This is a genomic window from Streptomyces sp. LS-MS-L19, from assembly GCF_058382285.1.
Genome location: NZ_JBYCLL010000001.1, coordinates 1,458,984 through 1,470,773, shown reverse-complemented (window position 1 = coordinate 1,470,773; position 11,790 = coordinate 1,458,984). Strand labels below are relative to the sequence as shown.

Below are 11,790 nucleotides of genomic sequence, written 5' to 3'. Positions count from 1 at the left end.
GAGTTCACCGCTTCGAGCGACAGATATATGCATATCTTGGTGGATCGGCACCCGTCGCCGCCTCGGTAATGGCACTCTGGCGAAGAACCACCAGTCCGGGACCGTACTCGAACCATCCGCACCGTGTCGGACTCCGGTCCCGTGGGAAAGGGACGACGTCGCCATGGCAGATCACCTGGAAGCATCCGTCACTCTGCCGAGCGAACCCGCCTCGGTCTCCGCGGCCCGCACCTACGTCCTGAGCACACTCGCAGAGTGGGGGCTGCCCTCGTCCACGGACACCGCCGAGACCGTCCGGCTCATCGTCTCCGAACTCGCCACCAACGCCGTACAGCACACCTTCGGTCAGTCACCCACCTTCACGGTGGACATCGAGCTGGACCGTGACGAACAACTGCGCATCGGGGTGACCGACAGCCACCCCCGCTTCCCCAAGCGCCTTCCGGCCGCGGTCCAGCAGGACAACGGACGCGGGATGGTGATCATCCGCTGGCTCACCGCGGAGTGCGGCGGAAAACTGAGAGTCAGGCCCACACGGGAGGGCGGCAAGACCGTCTCCATCGAACTCCCGTGGACGGTCCCGGCCCAGCCGGTCCCGGCGGCGGGCCAGCAGGAGCCGTAGAACCCACGACGGGGACCGAGCGCGACGCCCGGGGCCCGGCAGGAGGCATCGGTAGGCGTCCGTGGCGGCCGCCGCCTCCCGGCCCGATGAACGACCGAGTTCGTACGACGAACTGGCGAACTCAGGGCGCATGGATGCGCAGCTGCTCGCCTTCACCCGGCGCTGGGCCTCGTGGCCGGACTACTGCTGCACACCGCGCTCGCGGTGGCCGGGGCGCGGAGGTGCTCACGGCCTTTCAGGGGCTGTTCCGGGCGCTGTGTGTTGTACCTGGGGGCGGCGCCACCCTGGCGGTGTTCTGGAGACGCGTCCGGGGGCCGTCGTCGGCGTCGGCGCAGTCGCGCGCCCGCTGCGGCGGGGGGTCGTCGCCAATGCGCTCAACCCCAAAGCCGCGCTGATCGTGGTCGTACTTCGTGGACCGGCGGCACCGGAGGCGCGCTCACGGCTCTCGGTGTGCTGCCGCCGGCCCAGCCTCCGGGAGACCCGAGGGGCCGGCGGCAGGTCAGGTTGCCGCCGGCCCCTCGGGGCGTCACTTGACCCGGCCGTACCAGACGCTCTTCGTCCAGATCTTCTGCAGTCGCACCACGTCCCCGGTCTTGGGGGCGTGCCAGATCTTTCCCTTCCCGGCGTAGATGCCGACGTGGTAGACGTTCGAGCCCGAGTGGAAGAACACCAGGTCACCGGCCTTGCGGCTACCGGCGCCGATGTGGCGGGTCTTGTTGTACTGCTGGGCCGCCGTCCGCGGGAGCTTCTTGCCCGCCTTCTTGAACGAGTACAGCGTGAGCCCTGAGCAGTCGAAGCGGCGTGGCCCCGTGGCGCCGTACTTGTACGGCGATCCCTTCTTGGACGCCGCGACCTGAAGCGCCTTCGTCGCCGGCGTCGCGGCGGCGGCGTCGGCTGCGACGCCCGGAACCACGACGGAGCCGCCCACAGCGGCCATGGCGAACGCCGAGACCGTACCGGCCCGGACCATCAGCGACGGGACACGATTGAGCGCAGTCATGCGCAACCCTTCGTCAGCCGCCTGTGAAGGATGACCTGTCGGATTCGGGCTGGCGAAGTTGCCCGGCCGCTGACGCGGCTTCACCCCAAGGGCTGCTCGGCCCGGTCATGGCGTGACCGTCCCGGCGACCCGTCGTGCTTGGGTCCTCCACTCCTGCCGATCCACTTCTGTCGACCGGTCATCCAGGCGGCGGCAGGACTCGGCGTCCGCCCGGATCGCCCCGCCGCTGCGGCGGGGTCTTGTCGTCAGACAGGGATCTTGGCGCACGGAAGTGCGAAAAACCCAACGGAACCGTGGATTTGTGTTGTTACTCACCACTCACCCGTTTGGGTGAACACCCCTTCGAACGCAGGGGTGTCGAGCGCCCGAGGAGCCTCCGACCAGCACAGAAACTCCTCATTCCGCTCTCGTGTCACACGCGTTGCGCGACCCTGACGGTCGCGAAAAAGGAGCCGCGCCTCCTCCAATAGGGGGTACGTCGTTCGGCCCGTTTCAGCTCAGCCGCGGACGCCTCGTCAACTGTCGTCGGCGGGCGGCACGGTGACCCGGGCCGTGCGCCGCTCCCCGTCCAGCACCCGCAGGGCCCGGGCCAGCGTCGCGGTGTGCAGCTCGCGCTCACCCCGGGCGTGCATCACGACCAGGGCGTCACGCAGCTCGGCCGCCCTGCTCACCAGCGCCTGCGCCGCGCGCAGTCCGCCGTAGGTGTCCTCGTGCCGCGCCGGGTTGATCCGGCCCAGCAGGTCGACGACGTCGAGATAACGGTCGATCAGCTCGCCCTCGGCACGCGTGAGCGCGGGCAGCGGTGGCAGGTCCGGGATCATCTACGGCTCACCTCGCGCCCGGCGTGGTGCGCGAGGACTTGCGGCTCGGGACGATCGCGTCCGCGAGGCCGTAGTCCAGGGCGCCCTGCGCGTCGAGGATCCTGTCCCGCTCGATGTCCGCGCTCACCTGCTCGGGGTCGCGCCCGGTGTGCCGCACGAGCAGCTCCTCCAGGCGGGCCCGGACCCGGATCAACTCGTCGGCCTGGATGGCCAGATCACTGGCCTGCCCCTGCACCGGCTCGGTCAGGGCGGGCTGGTGGATCACGACCCGCGCGCCCGGGAGCACGGAGCGCTTGCCCGGCGTGCCGGCCGCCAGCAGCACCGCCGCGGAGGAGCCGGCCTGGCCGAGGCAGGTCGTCGCCACGTCGCAACTGACGTACTGCATGGTGTCGTAGATCGCCGACATCGCGCTGAACGAGCCGCCGGGGGAGTTGATGTAGAGCGAGATGTCCCGGTCCGGGGCCTGGTACTCGAGGTACATGAACTGCGCCATCAGATCGTTCGCCGAGATGTCGTCGACCGGCGTCCCGAGGAAGACGATCCGCTCCTCCAGCAGCTTCGAGTACGGATCCGTCGTCGTGTGCCCGGAGCTCGTGCGCTCATGGAACTCGGGCAACACGTGACGGGCGGTCGGTCGGGTCATGGCGTACCCCTCCTCGCGGCAGGCTGTCTGTAAAAAATGTACAGGACGTACGTGACGTTATGATGGGGGTATGGCCTACGAGATTCCGGTGACGCAAGCCAGGGCTGAGCTCGCCGACCTGATCAACCGGGTGGTGTACGGCGGTGAGCGCGTCGTCGTGACACGGCACGGAAAGCCGCTGGTCGCCCTGGTCTCCGCCGCCGACCTCGAACGGCTGGAGGAGCTCCGGGAACCCGTCGAGGACCAGGTGGTCAGCGCGGTCTCCACCGTGCGGGAGGTCGCGTCCGCTCCTCGCGAACACCAGCGGTTCGGGATCGCGGCCCATCACCGGGGGACCGGGCCGTCGTAGGGAGGCGTCGCGGTCACGCGTGAACCCCGGCCGCGGGGCCGGGGTTCGGTGGTGGGGGTCCGGTCAGCCGACCGGAGTGAGGGCGGGCTCGGCGGAGGCGGGCGTGGTGGTCTTCGTCCGCTTCTTCAGCGCGTCCCCCAGGACGACGGCACCCAGACCGAGCGCCGCCCACCAGGTGAGGGTCAGCGCGGGCCCGGTCGCCGCCGCGCCGTCGAAGAACGACACCGAGCGCAGCAGGGTCGCGCTCGCGCCCGGCGGCAGCCACTGACCGATCGTGCCGACCGGGTCCGGCAGCAGCTGTGGGGCCGTGGCCGCCCCCGAGAACGGGTTGCCCAGGAACATCACCAGGAACGCGACGGCACCGATCCCCGCCGGGCCCACCAGAGCCGCGAGTCCCGCGACCGCCGAGCTCACCGCCAGCGTCGCCAGGCCGAGCGCGCCCGCCTCCGCCCACCAGTTGCCGGTGAGGGCGCCGAGCCAGCTGTGCGCCAGCGCGGCCGCGATGACGCCGACCAGCGCCGCGCTGACGACCAGTGCGGTCACCGCGCGCAGCCCCCGCAGTCCGAGCAGGGTCACGACCGCGCCCGCGATGATGCCGGCCAGCGCCAGCGGCAGTACCGACGAGCTCAGCGCCGCGCCCCTCGGGTCGGACGCGGGAGTGGCGACGACGTCCACGGTCCTCACCTCCGCGCCGCTCGCGGCGGCCTGCTGGGCCACCGCCTGCTGGAGGAGCTGGGCCACGACCGGGCTCGCGGCCGACGCGGTGAGCAGCTCGGGGCCCTGCGGGGTGACGACGACCGCGCCGAACACGTCCCGGTCCTCGATGGCGGACCGGGCGGCGGCCTCGTCGGCGTAGCGGTGGAGCTCGAAGGCGCCCTCGTGCCGCTGGAGCTCCTTCTCCACCTGGGCGGTCGCGGCGGCCGGCCCCGCCACGCCCAGGGGCAGCTCACGGGGTGCGGTGCGGGCGGCGGGCCAGGCGAAGGCCCACAGCGCCAGGGCGGCGAGGAGTGGCACGAGGACGACGACCGCGAGCAGGCGGCGGGTGGACATGGGGACTCCAAAAAGAAGGATCGTTCGTTTTAAGTTCGTCACCACCGTCCCGCGGTCGCCGTCGCTTGTCAAGAAGGAATGTTCGTTTTACTTTGTGGGCATGGCCCGCGTATCCCAGGCACACCTCGACGCCCGCCGCCGTCAGATCCTCGACGGCGCCGCGCTCTGTTTCGCCCGCAACGGCTTCCACGCCACGTCCATGCAGGACGTCCTCAAGGAGGTGGACCTCTCGGCGGGGGCCGTCTACCGCTACTTCAGCGGCAAGGAGGAGCTGATCGCCGCCATCGTCGGCGAGGTGCTCGGTCAGGTCCGCGACGGCTTCGAGGAGGCGGCCCGCGCCACCCCGCCCCCCTCGCCGGACGTCCTCGTCGCGTCGGTGCTCGGCCGCGTCCTCGCCGCCAAGGAATCCCTGACGGTGGACGGCCGGCCCGCCTTCCCCGGCCTGGTCGTCCAGGTGTGGGCGGAGACGATCCGCAACGAGGAGCTCTCGGCCGTCCTGCGGGAGGGCTACGGCGCGGTGCGCGGGGCCTGGGCGCGGATCGTCGGGGAGTACCAGGACGCCGGGATGATGCGCTCGGACGTCCCCCCTGAGCACGTGGCCCGCACCATGATGGCGGCCGCGATGGGCTTCCTCGCGCAGCAGGCGTTGTTCGGGCCGACGTCCGCCGACGAGCTGGCGGCGGGTCTACGGGCGTTGATGAGCATGGGGGGCGACGCCGACACGCGCTGACGAGCATGCGGGAGGCGACGCCCACGCGCGCCGACGAGCATGCGAGGGGCTACGCCGACACGCGCGACGAGCATGCGGGGGGCTACGCCGACACGCGCTGATGGATCACAGCTCGGTTAACTTGCCTGAAACCGGATCCAACTAGCCTGCGGTCCACGCCACCAGGGACTTTGCCCCGGGGCTGAGGCAACCGGACCCCGCACGGTCCGGAGCGAGGACTGTGAGGTGGGACGTGCAACTGACCCCGCACGAGCAAGAGAGGCTGCTGATCCATGTGGCGGCCGACGTCGCCGAGAAGCGCCGGGCCCGGGGGCTGAGGCTCAACCACCCCGAGGCGGTCGCGCTCATCACCTCGCACATCCTCGAAGGCGCCCGTGACGGCCGTACCGTCGCCGAACTCATGTCCTCCGGGCGGACGTTGCTGACCCGCGACGACGTCATGGAGGGTATCCCCGAGATGATCCACGACGTGCAGGTCGAGGCCACCTTCCCGGACGGCACCAAGCTCGTCACCGTCCACGACCCGATCGTCTGAGGGGCCCCGATGATCCCCGGAGAGATCCTCTTCGCCGACGGCCCGATTGCCTACAACGAGGGCCGCGAGGTCACCCGTCTGACCGTCCTCAACGCCGCCGACCGGCCCGTCCAGGTCGGCTCCCACTACCACTTCGCCGAGACCAACCCCGGCCTGGAGTTCGACCGCGCCGCGGCGCGCGGCAAGCGGCTGAACATCGCCGCCGGCACCGCCGTGCGCTTCGAGCCCGGCATCCCGGTCGACGTGGAACTCGTCCCGCTCGCCGGCGCCCGTGTGGTGCCGGGGCTGCGCGGGGAGACCGGAGGTGCCCTCGATGCCTGAGATCTCTCGTGCCGCCTACGCCGACCTGTTCGGCCCCACCACCGGCGACCGCATCCGGCTCGCCGACACCGACCTGCTGATCGAGGTCGAGGAGGATCGTTCCGGCGGTCCGGGACTCGCCGGTGACGAGGCCGTGTTCGGCGGCGGAAAGGTCATCCGCGAGTCCATGGGCCAGTCGCGGGCCACCCGCGCGGAGGGCACCCCGGACACCGTCATCACGGGCGCGGTCGTCGTCGACCACTGGGGTGTCGTCAAGGCCGACATCGGCATCCGCGACGGCCGTATCACCGGCATCGGCAAGGCGGGCAACCCCGACACCATGGACGGGGTCCACCCGGACCTGGTGATCGGCCCCGAGACCGAGGTCATCGCGGGCAACGGCCGGATCTTGACCGCCGGCGCCATCGACGCGCACGTCCACTTCATCTGCCCGCAGATCGCCGACGAGGCGCTGTCCGCGGGCGTCACCACCCTGGTCGGCGGCGGCACCGGCCCCGCCGAGGGCTCCAAGGCCACCACCGTCACGCCCGGCCCCTGGCACCTCGCCCGGATGCTGGAGGCGATGGAGCAGTACCCGCTCAACATCGGCTTCCTCGGCAAGGGCAACACCGTCTCGCACGAGGCGATGCTGTCCCAGATCCGCGGCGGCGCCCTCGGCCTGAAGCTGCACGAGGACTGGGGTTCGACCCCGGCCGTCATCGACGCCTCGCTGACCGTCGCCGACCGCACCGGCATCCAGGTCGCCATCCACACCGACACCCTCAACGAGGCCGGTTTCGTGGGCGACACGCTCGCCGCGATCGGCGGGCGGGGCATCCACGCCTACCACACCGAGGGTGCGGGCGGCGGGCACGCGCCGGACATCATGACCGTGGTCTCCCAGCCGCACGTGCTGCCCAGCTCGACCAACCCGACCCGGCCCTTCACCGTCAACACCGCCGAGGAACACCTCGACATGCTGATGGTCTGCCACCACCTGAACGCGGCGGTCCCGGAGGACCTCGCCTTCGCCGAGTCCCGCATCCGCCCGACGACCATCGGCGCCGAGGACATCCTCCACGACCTGGGCGCGATCTCGATCATCTCCTCCGACGCCCAGGCCATGGGCCGCGTCGGCGAGGTCGTCATGCGGACCTGGCAGACCGCGCACGTCATGAAGCGCCGCCGGGGCGCCCTGCCGGGCGACGGCCGCGCGGACAACCATCGCGTACGGCGCTATGTCGCCAAGTACACGATCAACCCCGCCGTCGCCCAGGGTCTCGCGCACGAGATCGGGTCGGTCGAGACGGGCAAGCTGGCCGACCTGGTCCTGTGGGAGCCGGCGTTCTTCGGCGTCAAGCCCCATCTGGTGATCAAGGGCGGCCAGATCGCCTACGCGCAGATGGGCGACGCCAACGCGTCCATCCCCACCCCGCAGCCGATCCTGCCCCGGCCGATGTACGGGGCGATCGGCCGGGCTCCCGCCTCGAACTCCTTCAACTTCGTGGCACCGCTCGCCCTCGAGGACGGGCTGCCGGAGCGGCTCCAGCTCGGCAAGCGGTTCGTGGCGATCGAGTCGACGCGCGGGGTCACCAAGGCCGACATGCGCGAGAACGATGCCCGCCCCGATGTCCGGGTCGACCCCGACAGCTTCGCCGTGCACATCGACGGCGAACTCGTGGAGGCCACCCCGGCGGCCGAACTGCCCATGGCCCAGCGTTACTTCCTCTTCTGATGGCGGGGTTGTGATGTCACGGGCCGCACTTCTGGTCCTGGCCGACGGCCGCTTTCCCGCCGGGGGGCACGCGCACTCCGGCGGGGCGGAGGAGGCGGTCAAGGCAGGACGGATCACGGACGCGGCGAGCCTGGAGTCCTTCTGCCGGGGGCGGCTGCACACGGTCGGGCTCGTGTCGGCGGCCCTCGCCGCGGCGGCCGTACTCGGCGTGAGCCCAGGGGAGTTGGACGCGGCGGCGGACGCCCGCACGCCGTCTCCCGCGCTGCGGGCGGCCGCCCGCAAGCTGGGCCGACAGCTGATGAGAGCGGCCAGGGCGACCTGGCCCTCGCCCGAACTCGACGCACTGGCAAGGGACTTCCCCAAGGGAGCCCACCAACCGGTGGTGCTGGGCCTGGCCGCCCGCGCTGCCGGCCTCGCCCCCCTGGATGCCGCGTACTGCGCGACGTACGAGAGCGTGAGCGGCCCGGCCTCGGCGACGGTCAGACTCCTGAGCCTGGACCCCTTCGACGCGACGGCCGTACTGGCAAGGCTGGCACCGGAGTTGGACGGCGTGGCGGACCGAGCGGTGGAAGCCGCGCGTAGCGCCGTCGACCAGGGATCCGACGCGTTGCCCGCGGCCTCGGCACCGTTGCTGGAAATCGGAGCAGAGCTGCATGCGGCCTGGCCAGTACGCCTGTTCGCCTCTTAGGAGGGGTCTGAGCGAACCCACCTGCATTGAGGGGCGCGGGGAACTGCGCGACCAGCCCCCACGAACCCGCACCCGGCCACGAACCTTCGAAACCCCCTACAGGAGCCGCACATGCACCTCGATCACTCCCACGACGGCCCCGCAGCCCTGAGCGCCGACGCCCACCACACAGACGGCACCCGCAGAGCCCTCCGCATCGGCCTCGGCGGCCCCGTCGGCTCCGGCAAGACCGCTACCGTCGCCGCCCTCTGCCGCGCCCTGCGCGACGAACTGTCCCTCGCCGTCGTCACCAACGACATCTACACCCGCGAGGACGCCGAGTTCCTCCTCAGGGAAGCCGTCCTCCCTCCCGAGCGCATCACCGCCGTCGAGACCGGCGCCTGCCCCCACACCGCGATCCGCGACGACATCTCCGCCAACCTGGAAGCCGTCGAGGACCTGGAGGACGAGGTCGGCCCCCTGGACCTGATCCTCGTCGAGAGCGGCGGCGACAACCTCACCGCCACCTTCTCCAGGGGCCTGGTCGACGCCCAGATCTTCGTCATCGACGTGGCCGGCGGGGACGACATCCCGAGGAAGGGCGGCCCCGGCGTCACCACCGCCGACCTGCTCATCGTCAACAAGACCGACCTGGCCCCGTACGTCGGCTCCGACCTCGCGCGGATGGCCGCCGACGCCAAGGCCCAGCGCGCCGAACTCCCGGTCGTCTTCCAGTCGCTGCGCAGCGAGGCCGGCGTCAAGGACGTCGCCGACTGGGTGCGGTCGCAGCTCGCCGCGTGGACCGCGTGACCACGGCCGTGACGGGGGTGCGGGCCGCCGCGCGGCTGGTCGCCCGGGACGACGGGCGCGGCGGCACCGCCCTGCCCGTGCTGGAGAGCGACGGACCGCTCGCCCTGCGGCGCACCCGGAGCAGCGGTGCCGAGGCCCGGGTCATGCTGGTCGGCGCCATGAGCGGCCCCCTCGGCGGCGACCACTTCAGCGTGGCGGCCGAGGTCCAGGAGGGCGCCCGGCTGCACGTCGGCTCGGCCGCCGCCACCATCGCGCTGCCGGGACAGACCAAGGGCGAGGCGCACTACGACGTACGGCTCGCCGTCGCCGAGGGCGCCGAACTGCACTGGCTGCCCGAGCAGTTGATCTCCGCGGGCGGCAGCGACCTGTACGTCACCACGCGGATCGACCTCGCGCGGACCGGTCGGCTGGTGCTGCGCGAGGAACAGGTCCTCGGGCGGGTGGGGGAGGAACCCGGGCGGCTGTGCAGCCGGCTCGTCCTGCGCGTCGCCGACCGGACCGTGCTGGACCAGGAACTCACCTGCGGCCCGGGCGCTCCGGGCGGCTGGGACGGACCCGCCGTGCTCGCGGGACACCGGGCCGTCGGCCAACTCCTGCTCGCCCGCCCGGAGTTCGCCACGCACCCGGTGCAGTCGCGCAGGCTCGCCGACCATGCTGTGCTCGTCCCGCTCGCCGGACCCGCAGCACTCGTGACCGCCGTCGCCCCGGACGCCCTGCGGCTGCGCCGGGTGCTGGACCAGGCGCTGACCGCCCTGAGTGGCTAGTCCGCCCAGCGAACCACCCCATCCGTTTATCGGATTGGCAAAGAAGAGCCGCACCCCCCTGTTCACAGGGTCTCCATAGCCAGGAGGATCCCCGTACGATTCGAAACGACGTACGGGGAGGGACCCCTCTTGAGGGAGACGAGACCGAAGTGGCGGACGACCGCACTCGGTTCGGCCGGGATGCTCATCACGGCCACACTCATATCCGGTGCCGTCGCGGCACCCGCGTCCGGCGCCAACACGCACGACAGCGGCCGGCACGGCCAGGACCGTGAGGCCGTCGGCGCCCAGATCGCCGCCGCCCGCGCCGCGAAGGCCGGTATCGACTGGGCGGACTGCCCGGCCGACTGGGGGATCGCGAAGCCGGTCCAGTGCGGTTGGGTCAGCGTGCCGCTGGACTACGCCAAGCCCAACGGCAAGCAGATCAAGATCGCCGTCGACCGCATCGGCAACACCGGCACCCAGGCGGAGCGCCAGGGCGCCCTCGTCTACAACCCGGGCGGACCCGGCGGCTCGGGCATGCGCTTCCCGCTCCGTGTCGTCAACAAGAACCCGATCTGGGCCAACGCGGCCAAGGCGTACGACTTCGTGGGCTTCGACCCGCGCGGCGTCGGCCACTCCGCGCCCATCTCCTGCATGGACCCGCAGGAGTTCGTGAAGGCGCCCAAGGCCGACCCGGTCCCGGACTCCGAGGCCGACAAGCTGGCCCAGCGCAAGCTGGCCCGTGAGTACGCCGACGGCTGTGCCGAGCGCACCGGCAAGGCGGTGCTCCAGCAGATGACCACGCCCAACACCGTGCGTGACCTGGACGTCATCCGTGCCGCGCTCGGCGAGAAGAAGCTCAACTACCTGGGCGTCTCCTACGGCACCTACATCGGCGCCGTCTACGGCACGATGTACCCGAACCACGTGCGCCGCATGGTCGTCGACAGCGTCGTCAACCCCTCCCGGCAGAAGATCTGGTACGAGGCCAACCTCGACCAGGACATCGCCTTCGAGGGCCGCTGGAAGGACTGGGAGGACTGGGTCGCCGCCAACGACGCCGCCTTCCACCTCGGCACCACCCGCGCCGCCGTCCAGGCGAAGTGGCTCGAACTGCGCGCCACCGCCAAGAAGAACCCCATCGGCGGGGTCGTCGGCCCGGCCGAGCTCATCGGCTTCTTCCAGAGCGCCCCGTACTACGACTCCTCGTGGGTGCCGGTCGCGACGGTGTTCAGCAAGTACTTCGCCGGCGACACCCAGGCGCTGGTCGACGCGGCCGCCCCGGACCTCTCGGACACCGCGGGCAACATCTCCTCGGAGAACGGCAACGCCGTCTACACCGCCGTCGAGTGCACCGACGCCAAGTGGCCCACCAGCTGGAAGAAGTGGGACCGCGACAACACCGCGCTCAACAAGAACTACCCGTTCATGACCTGGGCCAACGCCTGGCTGAACCTGCCCTGCGCCACCTGGCCGGTCAAGCAGCAGACCCCGGTCCAGGTGCACACGGGCAAGGGCCTGCCCGGCGTGCTGATCGTGCAGTCCGAGCGTGACGCGGCCACCCCGTACGAGGGCGGCGTCGAACTGCACCAGCGCTTCAAGGGCTCCCGCCTGATCACCGAGAAGGACGCGGGCTCCCACGGCGTGACCGGTCTGGTCAACCCCTGCATCAACACGCGGGTGGACACCTACCTGCTCACCGGCAAGCTGGACAAGACCGACGTGACCTGCGCCCCGCACGCCACGCCGAAGCCGTAAGCCTCCGGCGGCAGGACGAAGAAG

General features: G+C 71.3%; 14 protein-coding genes and 1 riboswitch. Of the genes, 10 read left to right on the top strand and 4 right to left on the bottom strand.

The genetic code is table 11. The annotated features are described in order from the left end of the window. Nucleotides 1-163 precede the first annotated feature (163 nt). The gene (locus AC2XR2_RS06340) at nucleotides 164-622 is read left to right on the top strand and encodes an ATP-binding protein (protein WP_330268388.1); all 459 of its coding nucleotides are present in this window, start codon (nucleotides 164-166) and stop codon (nucleotides 620-622) included. Between the two features lie 526 nt (nucleotides 623-1,148). Here AC2XR2_RS06340 and AC2XR2_RS06335 read toward each other — a convergent pair. From AC2XR2_RS06335 to AC2XR2_RS06325, 3 genes are all read right to left on the bottom strand, one after another. Further along, nucleotides 1,149-1,622: a C40 family peptidase gene (locus tag AC2XR2_RS06335; protein WP_330268389.1), complete on the bottom strand. Its 474-nt coding sequence runs from the start codon at nucleotides 1,620-1,622 to the stop codon at nucleotides 1,149-1,151. A gap of 3 nt (nucleotides 1,623-1,625) precedes the next feature. Further along, nucleotides 1,626-1,805: riboswitch (cyclic di-AMP (ydaO/yuaA leader) on the bottom strand. Between the two features lie 332 nt (nucleotides 1,806-2,137). After that, nucleotides 2,138-2,443, bottom strand: a complete 306-nt coding sequence (locus tag AC2XR2_RS06330; RefSeq protein ID WP_330268390.1) for a hypothetical protein — start codon at nucleotides 2,441-2,443, stop codon at nucleotides 2,138-2,140. A 7-nt stretch (nucleotides 2,444-2,450) separates the two neighbouring features. Continuing rightward, entirely contained in the window at nucleotides 2,451-3,086 is a 636-nt protein-coding gene (locus tag AC2XR2_RS06325; protein WP_449348651.1) for an ATP-dependent Clp protease proteolytic subunit, read from the bottom strand. Between the two features lie 70 nt (nucleotides 3,087-3,156). On the opposite strand from AC2XR2_RS06325, the gene AC2XR2_RS06320 reads away from it, so the two are divergent. Continuing rightward, nucleotides 3,157-3,435, top strand: coding sequence for a type II toxin-antitoxin system Phd/YefM family antitoxin (locus AC2XR2_RS06320; protein ID WP_381301339.1), 279 nt, complete (start codon nucleotides 3,157-3,159; stop codon nucleotides 3,433-3,435). 63 nt (nucleotides 3,436-3,498) lie between these two features. On the opposite strand, the gene AC2XR2_RS06315 is transcribed toward AC2XR2_RS06320, so the two are convergent. Further along, entirely contained in the window at nucleotides 3,499-4,485 is a 987-nt protein-coding gene (locus AC2XR2_RS06315) for an ABC transporter permease (protein ID WP_491514537.1), read from the bottom strand. A gap of 100 nt (nucleotides 4,486-4,585) precedes the next feature. On the opposite strand from AC2XR2_RS06315, the gene AC2XR2_RS06310 reads away from it, so the two are divergent. From AC2XR2_RS06310 to AC2XR2_RS06275, 8 genes are all read left to right on the top strand, one after another. Further along, a complete protein-coding gene (locus tag AC2XR2_RS06310; RefSeq protein WP_491514536.1) occupies nucleotides 4,586-5,215 on the top strand; it encodes a TetR/AcrR family transcriptional regulator in 630 nt (209 codons plus the stop codon). Between the two features lie 232 nt (nucleotides 5,216-5,447). Beyond that, nucleotides 5,448-5,750 (top strand): urease subunit gamma, encoded by a 303-nt coding sequence (locus AC2XR2_RS06305; protein ID WP_351993385.1) that lies wholly within the window; start codon nucleotides 5,448-5,450, stop codon nucleotides 5,748-5,750. A 9-nt stretch (nucleotides 5,751-5,759) separates the two neighbouring features. After that, nucleotides 5,760-6,071 (top strand): urease subunit beta, encoded by a 312-nt coding sequence (locus AC2XR2_RS06300; protein WP_123759297.1) that lies wholly within the window; start codon nucleotides 5,760-5,762, stop codon nucleotides 6,069-6,071. After that, entirely contained in the window at nucleotides 6,064-7,785 is a 1,722-nt protein-coding gene (locus tag AC2XR2_RS06295; protein WP_330268395.1) for an urease subunit alpha, read from the top strand. The genes AC2XR2_RS06300 and AC2XR2_RS06295 overlap by 8 nt, the downstream gene beginning before the upstream one ends. 13 nt (nucleotides 7,786-7,798) lie before the next feature. Continuing rightward, nucleotides 7,799-8,473: an urease accessory protein UreF gene (locus AC2XR2_RS06290; RefSeq protein ID WP_491514535.1), complete on the top strand. Its 675-nt coding sequence runs from the start codon at nucleotides 7,799-7,801 to the stop codon at nucleotides 8,471-8,473. 111 nt (nucleotides 8,474-8,584) lie between these two features. Then, complete coding sequence (gene ureG / locus AC2XR2_RS06285; protein ID WP_491514534.1) at nucleotides 8,585-9,262, top strand: urease accessory protein UreG; 678 nt, start codon at nucleotides 8,585-8,587, stop codon at nucleotides 9,260-9,262. Beyond that, nucleotides 9,250-10,026, top strand: a complete 777-nt coding sequence (locus AC2XR2_RS06280) for an urease accessory protein UreD (RefSeq protein ID WP_491514533.1) — start codon at nucleotides 9,250-9,252, stop codon at nucleotides 10,024-10,026. The genes ureG and AC2XR2_RS06280 overlap by 13 nt, the downstream gene beginning before the upstream one ends. A gap of 129 nt (nucleotides 10,027-10,155) precedes the next feature. Then, entirely contained in the window at nucleotides 10,156-11,766 is a 1,611-nt protein-coding gene (locus tag AC2XR2_RS06275; RefSeq protein ID WP_381301349.1) for an alpha/beta hydrolase, read from the top strand. Nucleotides 11,767-11,790 lie beyond the last annotated feature (24 nt).